Annotated in this window: 17 protein-coding genes; 5 read left to right on the top strand and 12 right to left on the bottom strand. The window is 58.0% G+C overall.

Annotated elements, in window-relative coordinates:
- Positions 1–8: 8 nt before the first annotated feature.
- Positions 9–236: a YejL family protein gene (locus KHA73_RS16310; protein WP_234585428.1), complete on the bottom strand. Its 228-nt coding sequence runs from the start codon at positions 234–236 to the stop codon at positions 9–11.
- A gap of 200 nt (positions 237–436) precedes the next feature.
- On the opposite strand from KHA73_RS16310, the gene yejK reads away from it, so the two are divergent.
- A complete protein-coding gene (yejK, locus tag KHA73_RS16305) occupies positions 437–1,447 on the top strand; it encodes a nucleoid-associated protein YejK (RefSeq protein WP_234585426.1) in 1,011 nt (336 codons plus the stop codon).
- A gap of 84 nt (positions 1,448–1,531) precedes the next feature.
- Here yejK and rplY read toward each other — a convergent pair whose 3' ends face one another.
- Positions 1,532–1,816: a 50S ribosomal protein L25 gene (gene rplY / locus KHA73_RS16300; protein ID WP_019453645.1), complete on the bottom strand. Its 285-nt coding sequence runs from the start codon at positions 1,814–1,816 to the stop codon at positions 1,532–1,534.
- Positions 1,817–1,979: 163 nt separating this feature from the next.
- Positions 1,980–3,737 carry a DEAD/DEAH box helicase gene (locus KHA73_RS16295; protein ID WP_234585425.1) on the bottom strand — a complete coding sequence of 586 codons (1,758 nt, stop codon included), beginning with the start codon at positions 3,735–3,737 and terminating at the stop codon, positions 1,980–1,982.
- Positions 3,738–4,055: 318 nt separating this feature from the next.
- On the opposite strand from KHA73_RS16295, the gene rsuA reads away from it, so the two are divergent.
- From rsuA to KHA73_RS16280, 3 genes are all read left to right on the top strand, one after another.
- On the top strand, positions 4,056–4,769 hold the full coding sequence (gene rsuA / locus KHA73_RS16290; protein ID WP_234585424.1) for a 16S rRNA pseudouridine(516) synthase RsuA: 714 nt from the start codon (positions 4,056–4,058) through the stop codon (positions 4,767–4,769).
- Between the two features lie 30 nt (positions 4,770–4,799).
- Positions 4,800–5,996 (top strand): Bcr/CflA family multidrug efflux MFS transporter, encoded by a 1,197-nt coding sequence (locus tag KHA73_RS16285; protein ID WP_261081152.1) that lies wholly within the window; start codon positions 4,800–4,802, stop codon positions 5,994–5,996.
- Between the two features lie 593 nt (positions 5,997–6,589).
- Entirely contained in the window at positions 6,590–6,934 is a 345-nt protein-coding gene (locus tag KHA73_RS16280; protein WP_061795855.1) for a YejG family protein, read from the top strand.
- Positions 6,935–6,942: 8 nt separating this feature from the next.
- Here the strand turns inward: KHA73_RS16280 and yejF are convergent, their stop codons facing one another.
- The 9 genes from yejF to KHA73_RS16235 form a co-directional block, all read right to left on the bottom strand.
- Positions 6,943–8,556: a microcin C ABC transporter ATP-binding protein YejF gene (gene yejF, locus KHA73_RS16275; RefSeq protein ID WP_234585423.1), complete on the bottom strand. Its 1,614-nt coding sequence runs from the start codon at positions 8,554–8,556 to the stop codon at positions 6,943–6,945.
- A gap of 1 nt (position 8,557) precedes the next feature.
- The gene (locus KHA73_RS16270; RefSeq protein WP_234585422.1) at positions 8,558–9,583 is read right to left on the bottom strand and encodes an ABC transporter permease; all 1,026 of its coding nucleotides are present in this window, start codon (positions 9,581–9,583) and stop codon (positions 8,558–8,560) included.
- Positions 9,580–10,674, bottom strand: a complete 1,095-nt coding sequence (locus KHA73_RS16265; protein WP_234585421.1) for a microcin C ABC transporter permease YejB — start codon at positions 10,672–10,674, stop codon at positions 9,580–9,582. The genes KHA73_RS16270 and KHA73_RS16265 overlap by 4 nt, the downstream gene beginning before the upstream one ends.
- A 10-nt stretch (positions 10,675–10,684) precedes the next feature.
- A complete protein-coding gene (locus KHA73_RS16260; RefSeq protein WP_234585420.1) occupies positions 10,685–12,493 on the bottom strand; it encodes an extracellular solute-binding protein in 1,809 nt (602 codons plus the stop codon).
- 87 nt (positions 12,494–12,580) lie between these two features.
- The gene (locus KHA73_RS16255; RefSeq protein ID WP_234585419.1) at positions 12,581–14,167 is read right to left on the bottom strand and encodes a cyclic di-GMP phosphodiesterase; all 1,587 of its coding nucleotides are present in this window, start codon (positions 14,165–14,167) and stop codon (positions 12,581–12,583) included.
- Positions 14,168–14,301: 134 nt separating this feature from the next.
- On the bottom strand, positions 14,302–14,955 hold the full coding sequence (locus KHA73_RS16250; RefSeq protein WP_234585418.1) for a TetR family transcriptional regulator: 654 nt from the start codon (positions 14,953–14,955) through the stop codon (positions 14,302–14,304).
- Positions 14,956–15,110: 155 nt separating this feature from the next.
- Positions 15,111–15,686 carry a bifunctional murein DD-endopeptidase/murein LD-carboxypeptidase gene (gene mepS / locus KHA73_RS16245; protein WP_234585417.1) on the bottom strand — a complete coding sequence of 192 codons (576 nt, stop codon included), beginning with the start codon at positions 15,684–15,686 and terminating at the stop codon, positions 15,111–15,113.
- Between the two features lie 408 nt (positions 15,687–16,094).
- Positions 16,095–16,805, bottom strand: coding sequence for a phosphatase PAP2 family protein (locus KHA73_RS16240; RefSeq protein ID WP_234585416.1), 711 nt, complete (start codon positions 16,803–16,805; stop codon positions 16,095–16,097).
- Between the two features lie 104 nt (positions 16,806–16,909).
- Positions 16,910–17,884 (bottom strand): CobW family GTP-binding protein, encoded by a 975-nt coding sequence (locus KHA73_RS16235; RefSeq protein WP_234585415.1) that lies wholly within the window; start codon positions 17,882–17,884, stop codon positions 16,910–16,912.
- Positions 17,885–18,192: 308 nt separating this feature from the next.
- On the opposite strand from KHA73_RS16235, the gene KHA73_RS16230 reads away from it, so the two are divergent.
- Positions 18,193–18,501, top strand: a complete 309-nt coding sequence (locus tag KHA73_RS16230; RefSeq protein WP_234585414.1) for a type 1 fimbrial protein — start codon at positions 18,193–18,195, stop codon at positions 18,499–18,501.
- The last annotated feature ends 34 nt before the right edge of the window (positions 18,502–18,535 follow it).

Raw genomic sequence — 18,535 nt, 5'->3', positions numbered from 1 at the left:
AGTAAGTATTAATGCGCTTTATCTTCACGAATAGAAGCCTGCAGGGCTTCAGCAAACGATCTTGCCAGGGTTTTCCGCTGCGCGGGAGCAACGCTGGTGTTGATCAGATTAGTGACCATGTTGCCCAACACCATCAGAGAAAGATCGGTGGGAGCATGGTGTTTTTCCAGAACATTGACCAGCTCCGAGAGCAGTTGTTCAACGTGTTCGTCACTGTAACGAGATGATTGTGGCATAAAATTGCGCTTAGTAACCTGACAAAGTCCCATATCTTACCGTATAGGGCAGTGATTTTCCGCTCTTTTATCGCCTCCTTTCGTACTTGAAGTTGTCGCATCGTTCGGTTTGCGGATTGCCCGGGGTGTTTCGGGTTTTAGTATTGCAGGGCGGGGCCTTCAGTGTTTGAATACGCGGCTAAAGAACAGGAGGATTTACCATGAGTCTGGATATCGACCAGATCGCTCTGCACCAGTTGGTTAAACGCGACGAGCAAACGCTGGACGTGGTGCTGCGCGATTCCCTGCTTCCGGCCAATGCGGCGGTGGAAGAGATGATGGCGGAGCTGCATCGCGTTTACAGCGCCAAGAGCAAGGCCTATGGCCTGTTCAACGAAGGCAGCGAACTGGCGCAAGCGCTGCGCACCTGCCGCAAGGAAGACAAAGACTTTTTGGCCTTCAGCCGCGCCGCCACCGGGCGCCTGCGCGACGAGCTGGCCAAGTATCCGTTCGCCGAGGGCGGCGTGGTGCTGTTTGGCCAATACCGTTATCTGGCGGTGGAATATTTGCTGATTGCGGTGCTGAACAGCCGCAACAGCATGCGCGTCAACGAAGAGCTGGATATCAACACCACCCATTATCTGGACATCAACCACGCCGACATCGTGGCGCGCATCGATCTGACCGAGTGGGAAACCAACCCGGAATCAACCCGCTACCTGACCTTCCTGAAAGGGCGGGTGGGGCGCAAGGTCTCCGATTTCTTTATGGATTTCCTGGCTGCGGCCGAAGGGCTGGACACCAAGGCGCAGAACCGCGGGCTGCTGCAGGCGGTCGACGACTACTGCGCCGATGCGCAGCTGGACAAAAATGAACGCCAGTCGGTACGCCAGCAGGTGTACAGCTACTGCAACGAGCAGTTGCAGGCCGGTGAAGAGATTGAGCTGCAGGCGCTGTCGCAGGAAATCGCGCCGGTCGGCGAGAAGGATTTCATGCAGTTCTCCAGCGAACAGGGCTATCAGCTGGAAGACAGCTTCCCGGCGGATCGCGGCACGTTGCGCCAGCTGACCAAGTTTGCCGGCAGCGGCGGCGGCATCAGCATAAACTTCGACGCCATGCTGCTGGGCGAGCGTATTTTCTGGGATGCGGCGACCGACACGCTGACCATTAAAGGCACGCCGCCGAATTTGCGCGATCAGTTGCAACGCCGTTTGAACGGCGGCAATAAGTAAGTTTGCCGAATTGCAGACAATAAAAAACGCCGCAATTGCGGCGTTTTCTACTTCGGCGTCCCGAAAGGTTCGAAAACGTTGCGATTAAACGCGAACGAAGTCGATGTGAGCCAGTTTTGGCTTGAACGGGTGACGCTGTACAGCCTGAACCTTAACTTTGGTTTCTTTACCGTCGATAACCAGAGTTACTGCTTCGCTGTAGAATTCTGGTTTAGCTTCCATGTTCTTTACAGAATCATGGTCCAACTCGATGGAAACTGCAGCTTCTTTGCCACCGTAAACGATAGCTGGGAATTTGTTAGCTGCACGCAGGCGGCGGCTCGCACCCTTACCCTGGTCTTTACGTACTTCTACATTGATAGTGAACATTGTTTTTTCTCTTAAAAAGAAAATTTACCTCGCTACAGGCGACCCAGTAGCAAGTTCGATAACCTGCTTCAACGCCGGGCGAACCCGGGCAAAGCGGGCGGCATTTTAGCTGAAAGCCACCCGCAGGGCAATGAAAACCTGCCCAACCAGCCGGCCTTCGTCGTTAATAGAGCGCGCTGGCGCGGCGGAAGCGGCCTTGATAATCGAATACTTTTTCCCGCACCTGCCAGAATTGGCCGCGTTTGCGCGCCACTACAAAATCCGGGTGGCGCAGCGCTTGCTGTTGCGCCAGCACGTCGGCGGCGGTTTGCCAACTGAACGGCACCCCCGGCGCGCGCTGGTGCGGCCGCAGGAACAACATTTCGAACGCCTTGCGCTGCGCCGGCGTTTGCAGGCGGAAGCGTTCGCTGGTGCTGGTGCCGTCTTCGTCGTAATAGGTGGCCTTCAGCCATTCGCCCTTGTCGTCGCGGCCGCTGTGCAGTTCCATGCCGCCGCAGCGCAGCACCAGGGCGTCTTTCAGCTTCAGCGCCGCTTTCAGCATATCGTCGGGATCGACCAGCACTTCCTGGCATTGGTGGCAGCGGCGGGCGGCGATGTCATTTTCCGCGCCGCAGTGCGGGCAACTCTTGAAGCGGAAGCGGTAGTCGCACTGTTCGCGATGGCCCTCGTCATCCTCCAGCCAGCCCTGGCAGCGGCGGCCGTAGTGCTCGATAATGTCGCCGCTTTCGGTGCACTTGCCCCAAAACAGATTGGCGAAGCCGCAGCCCGGGCAAAACACCTGCACCGGTTGGCTGTCGCCATGCGGCTTGCTGACGCCGACCTCCGGCGTGAACAGATCGTGAGGGTTGCCGGCGTAGTCGAGGATCAGGCAGTCCTCTTTGCCGGGCGCCAGCCGCAGCCCGCGGCCGACTATCTGCTGATACAGGCTGACGGACTCGGTGGGGCGCAAGATGGCGATCAGATCGACATGCGGCGCGTCGAACCCGGTGGTCAGCACCGCCACGTTGACCAGATAGCGCAGCTGCTGCCGTTTGAAGGCCTCGATCAGCGCATCCCGTTCGGCGGCGGGCGTTTCGGCGCTGACCAGCGCGCCTTGCCCGGCCGGCAACAGGCCGTGGATCTCGCGCGCATGCTCAACGGTGGAGGCGAATATCATCACCCCTTTGCGCGCTTCGGCGTACTCCACTATCTGGCTGATGATGTGCGGCGTGATGCGGTCTTGCCGTTTCAGCTCGCGGTTCAGGTCCACTTCGCTGAACAGCCCATTGCTTCTGGCCTCCAGGCGGCTAAAGTCATATTGCACGATCGGCATGTCCAGCCGCTCCGGCGGCACCAGGTAGCCGTTTTTAATCATGTAGCGCAGCGGCAACTCATAAATGCAGTCGCGAAACAGGCTGCTGCCGTCGCCGCGGGTAAAGCCGTGGTAGTGATACTGATAGATCCAGCCTTTGCCCAGCCGGTAGGGGGTGGCGGTCAACCCCAGCAGCCGCAGCTGGGGGTTGGACTTTTGCAGATGCTGAATGATTTGCTGATACTGGCTGTCGTCGTCGTCGCTGATGCGGTGGCATTCATCGATAATCAGCAAGGAGAAGGCGCCGTCGAACAGCGGCAGGTTACGCGCCACCGACTGCACGCTACCGAACACCACTTTACCGGCGCTGTCTTTTTGCTGCAGCCCGGCGGCGAAGATATCGGCCTCCAGGCCGTAGGCGCAGTATTTGGCGTGGTTTTGCGCCACCAGTTCCTTGACGTGGGCCAATACCAGCACCCGGCCGCGCGCGCGTTTTGCCAGCTCGGCGATCACCAGGCTTTTGCCGGCGCCGGTCGGCAGCACGATCAGCGCCGGTTCGGGATGCCGACGGAAGTGCGTGATGGTGGCCTCAACCGCCTCCAGTTGGTAGGGGCGCAGGGTAAATGCCATAAATTAACGCCGTTGGTTGAAGTGAGCGGCCGGGAACAGCTTTTGTAACATCTGAACCCTCTGAAGCAGTGACATTTTACTCCACAGGCGGCCAAAAAATTTCTATTATTATGCCCTCTGAGCGCACGCGGTGCGAGAAGCGTGGAAATTACCCCTGTCAGGGGGCGGTTTCCGCCGCTATACTGGCGTGACAGCAATCGCTGTTTCCCCACGCGATTTCCCCTTCGAACCTGCCATTTGCACCCGGTGCAACGGCGGGCGTCATATTTTGGCAATACGATCAATGCGATCATAACAACGACAGGCAAAGCAGATCCAATGCGACTGGACAAGTTTTTATCTCAGCAGTTAGGTATTAGCCGTGCGCTGGTAGCGCGCGAACTTCGGGCTAAACGCGTCACCGTGGACGGTGAAGTGGTGAAGAGCGGGGCGCTCAAGCTGGCCCCGGAGCAGGAGGTGGCGTTCGACGGCAATCCGCTGCTGCAATTGAACGGCCCGCGCTATTTCATGCTCAACAAGCCGCAGGGATATGTGTGCTCCACCGACGATCCCGATCATCCAACGGTGCTGTATTTCCTCGATGAGCCGGTCGCCTACAAGCTGCACGCCGCCGGCCGGCTGGATATCGACACCACCGGTTTGGTGCTGATGACCGACGACGGCCAGTGGTCGCACCGCGTGACCTCGCCGAAGCACCACTGCGAGAAAACCTATCTGGTGACGCTGGAGCATCCGCTGGCGGAAGACACCGCGCAGCGCTTCGCCGAAGGCGTACAGCTGCACAACGAAAAGGATCTGACCCGCCCGGCGCAGTTGGAGCAGCTGGACGAAAACCGGGTGCGTCTGACCATCAGCGAAGGGCGTTATCATCAGGTGAAGCGCATGTTTGCCGCGGTCGGCAACCGCGTGATCGAACTGCACCGCGAGCGCATCGGCGCCATCGTGATGGATGAGGATCTGGCGCCGGGCGAATACCGCCCGCTCACCGAAGAAGAAATCGCCAGCGTGGGTGCGCCGCACCTGCAGGACTGACCATTGCGGCTGACTAAGGAGTCGTTGAACGTGCAACAGAACCGGACATCTCACCTCGGTTTGATTTTTATTCTGGGCCTGCTTTCCATGCTGATGCCGTTGGCCATCGACATGTACCTGCCCAGCATGCCGGTGATCGCCGCACAGTTTGGCGTCGAGTCAGGCAGCGTGCAGATGACGCTCAGCGCCTATATGCTCGGTTTCGCCTTCGGTCAGCTGTTCTATGGGCCGATGTCGGACAGCATCGGCCGCAAGCCGGTGATCCTGTGGGGCACCTTGATCTTCGCCATCGCCGGCTGCGCCTGCGCCATGGCGCAGTCCATCGACCAACTGATCGCCCTGCGCTTCCTGCACGGCCTGGCGGCTGCGGCGGCCAGCGTGGTGATCAACGCCCTGATGCGCGACATGTTCACCAAGGACGAGTTTTCGCGCATGATGTCGTTCGTCATTTTGGTGATGACCATTGCGCCGCTGCTGGCGCCGATGATCGGCGGCGCGCTGCTGCTGTGGTTCAGTTGGCACGCCATCTTCTGGACCATGGGCGCCGCGGCGCTGATCGGTTCACTGCTGGTGGCGCTGTTTATCAAGGAAACGCTGCCGAAAGAACGGCGGCAGAAGTTCCACCTGCGCACCACGCTGGGCAATTTCGCGTCGCTGTTCCGCCACAAGCGGGTGCTGAGCTACATGCTGGCCAGCGCCTTCTCGTTTGCCGGCATGTTCTCGTTCCTCAGCGCCGGGCCCTTTGTGTACATCGAGCTGAACAAGGTATCGCCGCAGCATTTTGGTTACTACTTTGCGCTGAACATCGTCTTCCTGTTCCTGACCACGCTGGTCAACAGCCGCAACGTGCGGCGGGTAGGCGCGGTCAGGATGTTCCGCCTGGGGCTGTTGGTGCAGTTGGCGATGGGGTTGTGGCTGTTGGCGGTCAGCGCCGTCGGTCTGGGCTTCTGGGCGCTGGTCATCGGCGTGGCGGTTTATCTGGGCTGTATTGCGATGATTTCCTCCAACGCCATGGCGGTGATCCTGGATGATTTCCCCCATATGGCGGGCACCGCCTCCTCACTGGCCGGTACCTTGCGTTTCAGCATCGGCGCGCTGGTGGGGGCGGTGTTGGCGATGGCGCCGGGCACCAGCGCCTGGCCGATGGTCTCTTCGATGGCGCTGTGCAGCATCGTTGCGGTGCTGTTCTATCTGTACGCCAGCCGGCCACGCAACGGCGCCGCCTGAGGCATTACTCAGCCAGAGCCCCAGGCTCTGGCTGTTCCAATGACCGGGCCTGTTGTTTTGCCGCCGCATTGGCAATAATTGTTTTGTTGCTAAATATTCTCTTGGTAATTAATTACCCCTCTCGTTGACTGTGTGCTTTTTGTTAAAAAATCGCGGTGTTCCGCTGCGTGATTATCACCTCCCGTACAGGCGCTCGCCGGGCGCGTCGTTGCATGTCGATTTCCCTTATGTCCTTATTAAATCAATATATTAAGAACAAGGCTTGCGGCTGCGCAGTAAGTTAAATGTTTCTGCAATGTAAAATTATGACGGCGAATAAGTAACCGTATTGCAAGAAAAAAGAGTTGAGATCGCCGCTGGAAAGGGTTACATATAACGCAAAAATGCGAGCTGAGTCGCAAAATGCCGTGAAACGACACCACACGGCGCATGAAAACAGTATGACATCAGCAAGCGCAGGGTTAGGTTAATGGGCTGTAGCAAATTTACATTTAAATAACATTTGTTCGCGGCAAAGTCGCAGGTCAGCGGCTATAACTTTAGTAACCCTGTCAGGTAACCGTGTTTCACCTTTTTTAATCTAGGGATTTCATGTGGAGAGTATCCAACTTTCGGTAGTGCATCGCTTGCCGCAAAGTTATCGTTGGCTATCTGGTTTTACCGGCGTCAAGGTTGAACCGATCCCGCTCAGCGGAATAGACGAGGATAACAACCTGATTGGCCTGAAACTGCTCAGCCATGAGGGCGCCGAAGCCTGGCAGGTCATGCAGCAGCTCAATCTGTCGCTGCAGGAGATCCAGGTCGACTGCGCCGTGGTCGAGTGGGAAGGGGAGCCCTGCCTGTTCGTGCAGCGCAGCGACGAAAGCGCCACCATGTGCCGCCTGAAAAACGTCGGTGCGGCGATCGCCGAACAGCTCAGCGCGCAATACCCTTTCTGACCGGGCCGCTAATCCGCCAGCTGCAGCAGTTGCCGGGTATAGTCGGCTGCGGGCGAGGCGAAAATCGCTCTGCAATCCCCCTGTTCCACCACTTCCCCCTGCCGCAGTACGATCACCTGATGGCACAGTGAACGCACTACCTGCAAATCATGGCTGATGAACAGATAGGCCAGCCGGTAGCGTTGTTGCAGCGATTTCAACAGCGTCAGGATCTGCGCCTGCACCGATTTATCCAGTGAAGAGGTCGGCTCGTCGAGGATCAACAGCTGCGGCTGCAGGATCAGCGCACGGGCGATAGCGATGCGCTGGCGTTGGCCGCCGGAGAATTCGGTGGGGTAGCGGTGGCGCAATTGCGGATCCAGCCCGACCTCGCACAGCACCTCAATCACCCGTTGATCCCGCTGTTCGGCGCTCAGCTTTTGATGCACTTCCAGCCCTTCGGCGATGATCTGCTGCACGTTCAGCCGCGGGTTCAGCGCGGAATAGGGATCCTGGAAGACAATTTGCATCCGGCTGCGGTACGGCAGCATTTGTTTCATGTTGAGCTGGTGCAGCGGTTCGCCGTTGAACCAGATCGCGCCCTGCGAGGCCAGCAGGCGCAGCAATGCCAGCCCGGTGGTGCTTTTCCCCGATCCGGATTCGCCCACCAGCCCCAGGCTTTCCCCGGGTTGCAGCTCAAAGCTCAAGGCTTTCAACGCATAGTGATAATCCACCGTGCGGCGCAGCAGCCCGCGGCGAATGGGGAATCGGACCTGCAGGTTTTCCACCTTGAGCAGCGGCCAGGCATCGCCGGGGCGGCCGTTGGGTTGCTGCGGCAGCGGCAGCGGTTCGCCCACGTCTTCGGCGGCCAGCAGCTGGCGGGTATAGGCATGTTGCGGCTGGCTGAACAGCAGCGCGCGGCCGTTTTGTTCCACGCAGCGCCCTTCGCGCATCACCGCCACGTTGTCCGCCAGACGGCGCACGATGTTCAGGTTATGGGTGATAAACAACAGCCCCATGCCCAGCTCCTGCTTCAACTCTTGCAACAGCTTCAGGATCTGCGCCTGAATGGTCACGTCGAGGGCGGTGGTGGGCTCGTCGGCGATCAGCAGTTGGGGCCGGGTCAGTACCGCCATGGCGATCATCACCCGCTGGCGTTCACCGCCGGACAGCTGATGCGGGTAATCCTTCAGCCGGCCTTTGGCGTTGCGGATGCCGACGCGATCCAGACATTGAATAATCTCACTGCGCGCCGCGTCGCGCCGCATGCCGCGGTGCAGGATCAGCACTTCCGCCAGCTGTTTTTCGATGGTGTGCAGCGGGTTGAGCGACACCATCGGCTCCTGAAATATCATCGCAATCCGGTTGCCGCGCACGCTGCGCAGCATGGGTTCCGGCGCATGCAGCAGCGAGGCGCCGTTGAACAGGATATCGCCGCTGGGATAAACCACCGGCGGCGAGGGCAACAGGCGCAGCACCGACAGCGCGGTAACGCTTTTGCCCGAGCCGGATTCCCCCACCAGCGCCAGCGTTTCCGCCTGTTCTATCTGCAGCGACAGGCCGTTGACCACCGGATTCAGCGCCTCTCCCTGACGAAAAGCGATGCTGAGATCCTGAATCGAAAGCAATGGAGTGCTAGCCATATCAATGCGCCTTGCTGGGGTCAAAGGCGTCGCGCACTGCTTCGCCAATAAAGATGAGTAACGACAGCAGCACCGCCAACACCAGGAAAGCGGTAATGCCGAGCCACGGCGCCTGCAGGTTGTTTTTGCCCTGCAGCAGCAGCTCGCCGAGCGAAGGCGAGCCGATGGGCAGGCCAAAGCCGAGAAAATCGAGCGAGGTCAGCGTCGTGATGGAGCCGCAGAGAATAAACGGCAGGAAGGTCAAGGTCGCCACCATGGCGTTGGGCAACATGTGCCGCAGCATAATGATTCGATCGGGCACGCCCATGGCGCGCGCGGCGCGGATATAGTCGTAGTTGCGGGTGCGCAGGAATTCGGCGCGCACCACGCCCACCAGGCTCATCCAGCCGAACAGAATGGTGATGCCCAGCAGCCACCAGAAATCGGGCTGCACGATGCTCGACAGCAAAATGATCAGAAACAGCGTCGGCATGCCGGACCATACCTCGATAAAGCGCTGCCCCCACAGATCAAACCGCCCGCCGTAATAGCCCTGGGTGGCGCCGACGCAAATGCCAATCAGGCTGGAAAACAGCGTCAGCGCCAGGCCGAACAGCATCGAGAGGCGAAATCCGTACAGCACGCGCGCCAGCACGTCGCCGCCGTTGCTGTCGGTGCCCAACAGGTTTTGCCGCGAAGGGGGAGAGGGGAACGGCACCTCGGTGGCGAAGTTGATGGTGTCGTAGCTGAAGCGGATCGGCGCCCACAGCGCCCAGCCGTGGCGTTCTATCTGCCGCAGCACGAAGGGATCCTGATAGTCGGTGGCGGTATGCAGCTCGCCGCCGAAGGTGGTTTCGCTGTAGTTGACCATAAACGGCAGATACAGCCGGCCCTCATAGCGCACCAGCAGCGGTTTGTCGTTGGCTATCAGATCGGCCGCCAGGCTGAGGGTGAACAGCAGCAAAAAGATCCACAGAGACCAGTAGCCGCGGCGGTTGCTGCGAAAACGCGCCCAGCGCGCCTGATTGTTTTGGCTAAGGCGGCTCATTGGCGGGCCTCGAAATCAATGCGCGGATCGACCAGGGTATAGGTGATATCGCTGAGGATGTTCAGCAGCAGGCCGATCAGGGTGAAGATGTACAGCGTCCCGAACATCACCGGGTAGTCGCGCTGCAGCGTGGCGTCGTAGCCCAGCAGCCCCAGGCCATTGAGCGAGAACATCACCTCGATCAACAGCGAACCGGTGAAAAACATGCTGATGAAGGTGGCCGGAAAGCCGGCGATCACCAGCAGCATGGCATTGCGGAACACGTGGCGGTACAGGATTTTATTCTCGTCCAGCCCCTTGGCGCGGGCGGTGGTGACATACTGTTTGCGGATCTCATCGAGGAAGGCGTTTTTGGTCAGCATGGTCAGGGTGGCGAAACCGCCGATCACCGTCGCCAGCACCGGCAGGGTGATGTGCCACAGGTAGTCGGTTATCTTGGCGTACCAGGGCAGAGTGTCGAAGTTGCTGGAGACCAGGCCACGCAGCGGGAACCAGTCGAGATAGCTGCCGCCGGCGAACACCACGATCATCAGAATGGCGAACAGGAAGGCGGGAATGGCGTAGCCGACGATGATCAGCGTGCTGCTCCAGGTATCGAAAGCGCTGCCGTTGCGGACCGCCTTGCGGATGCCGAGCGGGATCGACACCAGGTAGATAATCAGCGTGCTCCATAGCCCCAACGTGATGGAAACCGGCAGGCTCTGGCCAATCAATTGCATCACCGAAGCGCCGCGGAACAGGCTGTCGCCGAAGTCGAAGCGCATATAGTTCCACAGCATGGTGAAGTAGCGCTCGTGCAGCGGTTTATCGAAGCCGTAGCGTTTGGTGATCTCGGCGATCACCTCCGGATCCAGCCCGCGCGCGCCGCGGTAGTGGCTGTCGGCGGCGGCTTCGACGCCGACGCGTGCATGGCCCGCGCCTTCACCGATGCCGCCGCCGCCGAAGCCGCTGCTCTGGCCCATCTCGATATTGGCGATCGCCTGATCGACCGGGCCGCCGGGCGCGATCTGCACGATAAAAAAGTTGATGGTGATAATCGCCCACAGCGTGGGGATCACCAGCAGCAGCCTGCGGATCAGATAAGCCGTCATCGCAGACTCCTTATTGCCGTTGTGCCGGTAAGCGCGCCGCCTTGTTGACGTCGAACCACCAGTTGTCGAAGCCGATAACGTATGCCGGGCGGACAGGCGGCGCGGAGAACTTGTCCCAGTAGGCGTAGCGGTCGTGGTTGGAATACCACATCGGCACCATGTACATGTTCCAGGTCAGCACCCGATCCAGCGCGCGGCCGAGCGGCAGCAGGGCTTTCTCGTCGCCCTGATGCTGGGCCACTTGCCTGACCAGGCTATCGACCGCCGGATCTTTCACCCCTGGGCGGTTATAGCTGGAATTGATGTATTCGGAATCCCAGATGATCCGGAGATCGGTGCTGGGGAACGGCATCGCGGTGTACACCGTCGACATCATGTCGAAATCGCGCTCACGCATCCTGCGGATGTATTGCGTGGCGTCAACGTCGCGAAGCTGCATATCGATGCCCAGCCGCTGCAAATTATGCTGGAATGGCAGCACATACTGGAAGTTGCTGCCGGTCAGCAACATCAGCTCAAAGGTGAACGGCTGGCCGGTTTTTACGTTGATCAGCTTTTGGTTTTTGATTTCCCAGCCGGCTTCTTTCAGCAGTTGGGTGGCCTTCAGCAGGTTCTGGCGGTCATTGCCGCTGCCGTCGGAGGAGGGCGGCCGGTAGATGCTGGTGAACACTTCCGGCGGCACCTGGCCCTTGAGCGGCGCCAGCAGCGCCAGCTCGGCGGCGTCGGGATAACCGCTGGCGGCGTAGGGGGTGTTCTGGAAATAGCTGTCGGTGCGCTGATAGGCGTTGTAATACAGCGCCTTGTTCATCCAGTCAAAGTCGAAGGCCAGGGTAATCGCCTGCCGCACCCGACGATCGGCGAACAGCGGCTTTTGGATATTGAACGCCATCCAGCGGGTGTTTTGCGCCGACTGGTTGATTTCATCCTGTTTGATGATGTAGTTGCGCGCAAAGTTGCCCCCCTGGTACTGGGTGGCCCAGCTTTTGGGCGAGGCTTCGACGCGGAAGTCGTAAGCGCCGGCCTTGAAGGCTTCCAGCGCCACTTTATCGTCGAGATAGTAGTCGTAGCGAATGCTGTCGAAGTTGTAACGGCCGCGGTTGACCGGCAGGTTGGCCGCCCAATAGTCGCGTACCCGCTGGTAGGTGATGTATTGGCCGAGGCGATAGTCGCTGATTTTATAGGGGCCACTGCCCAGCGGCGGCGTATTGAGCGGTTCGTTGAGCAGGTGATCTTTCCAGAAGCTGGCCGGCAGGACCGGCAGGCCGAACAACCCCAGCATTTTTTCTTTGTCCGGCTGCGGGAACTCCATCCGCACCGTCAAACGCGAGATGGCCTTGACGGTGACGCCCTTATAAATAATGCGAAACTGCGGCACGCCTTCGGTCATGAATTTGTTGAAGGTGAAGGCGACGTCGGCGGCGGTGATTGGGCTGCCGTCGTGGAAACGCGCGCGGGCGTTGATATCCACCTCGACCCAGCGCATATCGGCCGGATAACGGGCGGATTCGGCGACCAGCGGATAGTAGCTGCCGATCTCATCGTCAGAGGTGGTAAACAGGGCGTCGTTGAGCTGTTCCGTTCGCTCGCCGGGCACGCCGCGGGTGGCGAAACGGTTAAAGTTGTCGTAGGTGCCGATGGCCGACAGCCGCACGTCGCCGCCCTTGGGCGCCGCCGGGTTGACGTAGTCGAAATGGCTGAAGTCGGTGGCGTATTTCGGCTCACCGATCAGGGCGAAAGCGTAGCTTTCATTGAGCGTTTCGGCCCGCAGGCCAAAACTGAGTGCCGAGAGCACCAGGGCAGCAAAAACGCGCACGGACATCAGACGGTAAGCTCCTGCTGTGTAATGATATTAACTGGCGCCCAGCATAACATTCTCCGCGTGGCGCAGGGTAAAGAAGTTTAAAGATCAGACGGGTAGCGTCTGATAATCAAACACCTGATTGGCGTTGCAGTAGGTGACGAAATCTTCCAGGCGCAGCGGTTTGCTGAAATAATAACCCTGCATATAGTTAACGTCATGCTCCTGCAGAAAATGCATCTGTTCGGCGCTTTCCACCCCTTCGGCAACGGTGAGCATCTTCAGCTTCTTGGCCAGCGAAATTACCGCGTCCAGCACCGGCGCCGTAACGGTGTCCTGGCCGATCGAATTGACGAAGCCGCGGTCGATTTTCAGGTAGTCCATGCTGAAACGCTCAAGGTAGATCAGCGCGCTGTGGCCGGTGCCGAAGTCATCGATGGCGATCTCGATGCCCTGTTTGTGCAGCCAGTCGAACTCTGCCAGCGCGCTCTCTTCCTCTACCATCCCGCGTTCGGTAATTTCAAACACCAGCGTAAAGTAGTCGCCCGGCAGCTGCGCCAGCAGTTCATACACGTCCTGGTGGAATGAGGGCGAGCTGAGATGGGAAGGGGAAATGTTGAGGCCGATTTTGGCGCCTTTCGGCAACGCTTTGGCCAGCTGCGGCGCATCGGCGGCAATCAGGCTGAACAGATGGCGGGTCAGGGGCACGATCAGCCCGGCGCTTTCTGCGTAGGGGATGAACAAGTCCGGCGGTATGCGTCCTTCGAGCGGGTGCTGCCAGCGGATCAGCGCCTCCAGGCCGCCGATGGTGCCGCTGCGGGTATGGAATACCGGCTGATATTCGATAAAAAATTCATTGCGCCTGATGCCGCGCAGCAGCGCGCGCTCGGGGCTTAGGCGCAACAGCAGCATGTAGTAGCAAAGCACGCCGATCATCAGCGACAGCACCAGGCTGCCCAACAGGGTCAGGCGGATATCGTTGGGCGTCAGTTTTTCGTTGTAAAACAAAATGGTTAACGGCAGGCCGGGGATCACCAGGCGATCCGCCTTATCTTGCGGCAGCTGGCTGACCGGCATCAGGTTAGGGCTGAAGGTGGTCAGCGCTCGCTCGCCCATGACGATGGCGATGCCCGGCGCTTGTTCATCGTGCGAGGTGAACAGCAGGTAGGGCATCAGATCGACGTCCAGCGTGGCCAGAATACCGGCGTCTTGGCCGCCGGGCTGGCGCAGCCAGAGGGCGATCGCCGGTTTATCCGGCACCATGGGGGTACCCTGCTGCAGCTTAAGATCCAGGTTTTGGCCGGCGTCGATTTCCGGGTAAAGGTTTTTCAGCGACACCATCATGTCGCCGGTCGCGGAGGAGCAGTAGGCGAAGCCGTTTCTCACCAGTAAAAAGGTGCGCACGCCGGGGGTGAACGCCGCCTGATAGGTAATGTCCCCCTGGCTGGACACGCAGTGCTTGGCGGTCAGCGGCAGCATCTGTTGCATAATGCCCGTCAGGCGACCGATATAACTCAGGGTGAATTTTTGCGTGCGCTCTTCCACGGCGTGTTGATATTGCATGCGCTGATGGGTAATAAGAAATAGGGTTATCGCGGTAAAGAGGATAAAAAATACCAGGGCAGCAATGCTGCTCTTAACCAGGCTGCGCTGTCTGCGCGACACGCTGCGGGCAAATGCCCTTTTCAAGCCCATAAACGTGCCCCCTGAGGATGGTGTAACCATCTGTTCTTGTTATGGTGGTATGGCTTAATATATCTTGCTGCCGATATTTCAATCATTTTTCATCGCTATCCGCCGCTGCGCACCGGGCATTTTTCCCGCGTTGCTCAGTCGCCGTTTAAATAACGCATAACTACCGTTATCGTCATTTGACGATAATAGGCGAGTTTCTCATCGGCGGTGCGATTTCCTTCAAACAATGTATCAAAAGTATATTGGTTGGCGGCGTGATGGAAACACAGCGAACTGATGATGCGGTGCAAATCGCGGGCATGGACGTCGCCGGTAAAGACGCCTTCCCGCACGCCGCGTTGCAGAATATTCTCCAGCGTTTGCAGCGCGCTGGTATTAAGCTGCTTCAATTTCTCCGATTGGCGGGCGTACTGGCCGCGCTGCATGTTTTCCAGGCTGACCAGGCGAATAAAAGCCGGGTGCGCCGCATGGTAGTCGAAGCTGGCTTCCGCCAGGCGCCGCATTGCCTGCATGGGCGGCAGGGTCTCCAGGTTGAGCGCCATTTCATCTTGCCGAATATGGGTATAAGCATATTCCAGCACTGCGATATACAGCGCTTCTTTATTTTTGAAATGGTAAACCACCATGCGTTTGGTGGTGCCTGCCTGCTCGGCGATGCGCTCAAGGCGTGCGCCTTTTAGCCCGGCTTCGGAAAACTCCGCCAGTGCGCTTTCGAAGATGCGCTGCTTTAGACCTTCGGGATCGTTTTTGCGCGCGCTTTTAGCGGGGGGATCGCGATGAACGCTCAAAGTAGGCTCCGTTTATATGGCTGGCTAAACAACCGGGGCGTCGGGGCAGGGGGCACATCACAGAGATTGCGGCCGGTGCCTGCGGAAAAAAAACGCCGCCCGGGGGCGGCGTCTTATCGCTCGTTTGGTATTCAGGACTTTCAGGTTTTGCGCCGTCAGCTGCTGGTCAGCACCCGGCGGGCTTCACGATAACGCTTATTCCAGTAGTTATCGCTGAGTTTTGAAATCATCACGCCGTTGCTGGTTGAGGCATGAACAAACTGATCGTTACCTAAATAGATGCCGACATGGCGCCCGGTAGAGCCGGCGCGGAACAGCACTAAATCGCCGGGGCGCAGCTTGGTGCGCTGGATTTTCTTGCCGAGGTCTTCCTGTTCGTAGGTAGAGCGCGGTAAATCCATGCCAAACTGTTCGCGGAAGGTGCGCTGTACAAACGCCGAGCAATCGATGCCGCGCTTGGTTTCACCGCCTAAACGGTAGCGAACGCCTTTCCAGTCGGCATACTGATCCATAATCTTTGACTTAACGTCAACGTTACGGACCATAGCTTCGAATTCATCCTGAGAGGCTTGCAGTAAAAGACCGTCTTTGTCATTAACTGCACGCATCTCAGTTTGTGCGTTATTCAAGTTCGAAGTGTGAGTCGAGCTACAGGCGGAGAGCAATACCGCTGCGGCAATTGCAGGGACTGCCCGCAAAAAATATCTCAGAAACGGTTGAGATTTGACCATTGTTGTTGTTTTCCCTTGAAGTCCTTAACGACGAAAGTCGCTACCTGAAAAATGCCAAACGGAACGAGACTAATCTGCACCTGTTGCATCGACAATCGCTTACCCCTGAAAACGTGCTGGAACGCACACTTTTAGCGGATTTAATGCTGAGTCGAGTTAAACCAGGCACAAACGCATCTGAGATTACCGGAACAAATAGGGGATTGCGAGCCTTTTTCTCGCCTTTCTTATATGAATTTGTGATGTAACATAATGTAAATCTTCATATAAAAAACGCTGAATGCCCGTTGTGATGATTTGATGCGAATCAGGTGACGAAAAGGTTAACGTACTGATACCGAAATAAACGTCGGGTGGCGGGGAGGATAATCGGGAGGCGGGGAGCCTCCCGGTAGTCATAATCGCTGGTTATGGTTGGCCCGGTCGATGCTTGCCGGGCAGCAGGCGATTCAAGCCATCGATCAACCTGTCACTGAGCGGCGTCATCAGGCACCAGCTGGCACCGACCAGCACGACCGACAGTGAACCTACGGCGATATCCGTGAACCAATGCGCACCGATCATGACCCGCGGCAACGAGAATGCCAGGGTGATCAGCAGCGCCACGGCGAAGGCGCGGCGGTTGAAGTAGCGCAGCATAAAGCAGGAGAAGATCATCAGCATCATGCCGTGGTCGCCGGGGAAGCTGTCGCTGGAGGCATCCTTGGTGGGGATGCCGGTCAGTTCGCTGACGCGGTTGATATTGTCAAAGGACAGCGTTGGGCTAGGGTGCTTCACCGGCAGCAGATGGCCGAGCTGGTTTAACACTACCGCAGTGAGCAGCATCACCACGCCGGTAACCAGCAGGCGGCGGCGGCCGGCGGCGTCCCGTTTCAGGTAGAAACACAGGTACAGCAGCCCCATGGCGAGCAGTGAAATCACGTCGAATGCGCGGTTGTTGGTGATGGCGACCAGGTGCAAAAACGCCGGATCGCTCGCCAGATGGCGATTAAAGAAAAAGAAAATCGTGGAGTCCAGCGTAAACCATTCGCCATGGTTAGCCGGCAAGAACCAGGACAGAAACAGCGCAATGCCCAGTAAGTTTAATAAAATGATGAGGGGTAAATTGCGGCGCGTCATGACATAACCTGTTGGCAGTATAAATAAATAATAATAATGCTCAGCGATTTTCAGCCGGCGATGCCGCCGGGCCTGAAAACCGCTGGGGTACAACGGTAGTGATATTAGTTTAAACGAATCTTAAACAATGCTGATTGCAGGGCGTTCCAGTCGGCATTTTCACTGTGGATCAGCTCAATTCGGCTGTCGAGCGGCGCCACTGGGCGGGTTTCTATACTGAGATCTTGCCCTTGGCGGTTGATCACCAGCGTGCCTTCTGCGATGCGCACCACGCCTTTGGCGCGATCCACCGGTGCCAGCCGCACCCACTCCATAAAGCCGACGGTATCGAACTGGGTGTCGGCGTCAAAAATCCATCCGCAGCTGGTAAATCCTTGCCCCTGGTTGAGCGCCCGGCGCCAGCGTGAGTTTTCCGGCAGCCGCAGCGCGCCCAGGCCCTGCGTTTTAGCATGGCTATGATGCTGCTGCGCATCCGGTAATTCTGTGCGATTCGTGCGCGGGAGATCCAGCCAGGCTACCTCGGCCCGCCCTTGCTCGATGCGATGGCAGGGCCGTTGCAGGCTGTCTTGCGCCCTCCATGCCTGCAGCGCCTGCAGGTCTTCCGCTTGGTAAGTGTCGCTTTTGCTGGCGATGATGACGTCAGCCGCCGCCAGCTGATCGCGAAAGTTTTCATTCTCGCGGTAACGGGGCTGGCTCAGCTGGCGGGCATCCAACAGGCACAGGGTAGCCTGCAAATCGATCCAGCCGGCGTAGCTGTCCTGCGTCAGCAACGACAGGATCTGCTTCGGATGGCCGAGCCCGGTGGGTTCGATCAGCAGGCGGTCCGGTTTAGCCTGTTGCAGCAGCATATTTAACCCGACCTGCATCGGCAGCCCGTTCACGCAGCACATGCAGCCGCCGGGGATCTCTTTAAGCACGGCGCCGCTGTCCGCCAGCAGCGCGCCGTCGATGCCGATTTCGCCGAACTCGTTCACCAATACCGCCCAGCGCTCATGCTCGGGCTTTTGCGCCAGCAAGTGGCGGATGGTGGTGGTTTTACCGCTGCCGAGGAAGCCGGTAATCAGGTTGGTTTTGGTCATCGCTCATTCCCGATTGCAAAAGTTCATCTGTTCAATAGGCGGCGCGTTGGCCGCCCGGCGCTTTAATGAATGTGCGCCATCTCGCAAATTTTGCACGCTACGATGCGCTTTTCAACCGGCAAAATCCACCGCTAAAAGCAGGATAATTCCTAGATAAAGCTCGGCGTTAGCTGCAAAGTGTTGGGGTTAGTAGCTTGTTTTTACGTTGTTAATTACCCGATTACCCGACAAATAAATCTCCTTTCCTTGCGATTATTCTTAACAAGATCCTCTATGTTTAAATTGGCTTAACTAAAAATGAGGTTGCCATGAATGTCTTTCGGTTATTTTTGATCGCAGGAATGTTGTTTTCATGGACGGCAGTAAGTCAGGCGGGGGGAAACGGCGGGGTGATTCGCTTTGTCGGTTCTATCGTAGAAAGTCCTTGCACGGTAAGTATTGCGGATTCTAAGGCGAAGACGCAGTGTTATCGCAACGGCCAGCGCTATCAGGCCCAGCAAACCTTGTCCACTTTTGACGCTACACGCAAAGAGTTGCCGCTTAATCTCGGTACCACCGAAATGAAGTGGGCAGATCAGCAGAAGAAACTTGCCATTATGACGGTCGTTTATCGTTAAGTCGTTCCGCCATGCCGGAGCGTTGCGCCGGCAT

The organism is Serratia entomophila (genome assembly GCF_021462285.1).
GTDB classification, from domain to species: Bacteria; Pseudomonadota; Gammaproteobacteria; order Enterobacterales; family Enterobacteriaceae; genus Serratia; species Serratia entomophila.
The sequence above is the reverse complement of the archived record's forward strand: the minus strand, read 5'-3'. Positions and strand labels throughout refer to the sequence as shown.